Annotated in this window: 1 protein-coding gene; it reads right to left on the bottom strand. The window is 48.2% G+C overall.

Annotation, left to right across the window (positions count from 1 at the left end):
- Positions 1-222 (bottom strand): hypothetical protein (locus ACWNT5_RS24355; RefSeq protein WP_456518877.1); only part of this gene is annotated, 222 nt, incomplete at both ends.

Here is a 222-nt window from a genome sequence, read left to right as displayed (position 1 = left end):
CCACTCTCACTTCCGCCATTACTGATACTTCCTATGGTACTATACCCATCTGGAACCGTATCTCCTACGCCTACTCCCGTAGCATTGTTAGGTCCTCCATTGGTAACCGTAACACTAAAGGTAACGGTATCACCGGCACTGATCGTAGTACTGCCATCAGCATCCGTTGTCAATACCACACTCTTAGCAATGCTTAAATCACTAACGCTGGCAACGGTAGGG

It is taken from the genome of Aquimarina sp. 433 (genome assembly GCF_054054605.1).
Note: the sequence above shows the minus strand (reverse complement) of the source record. Positions and strands in the feature narration are given on the sequence as shown.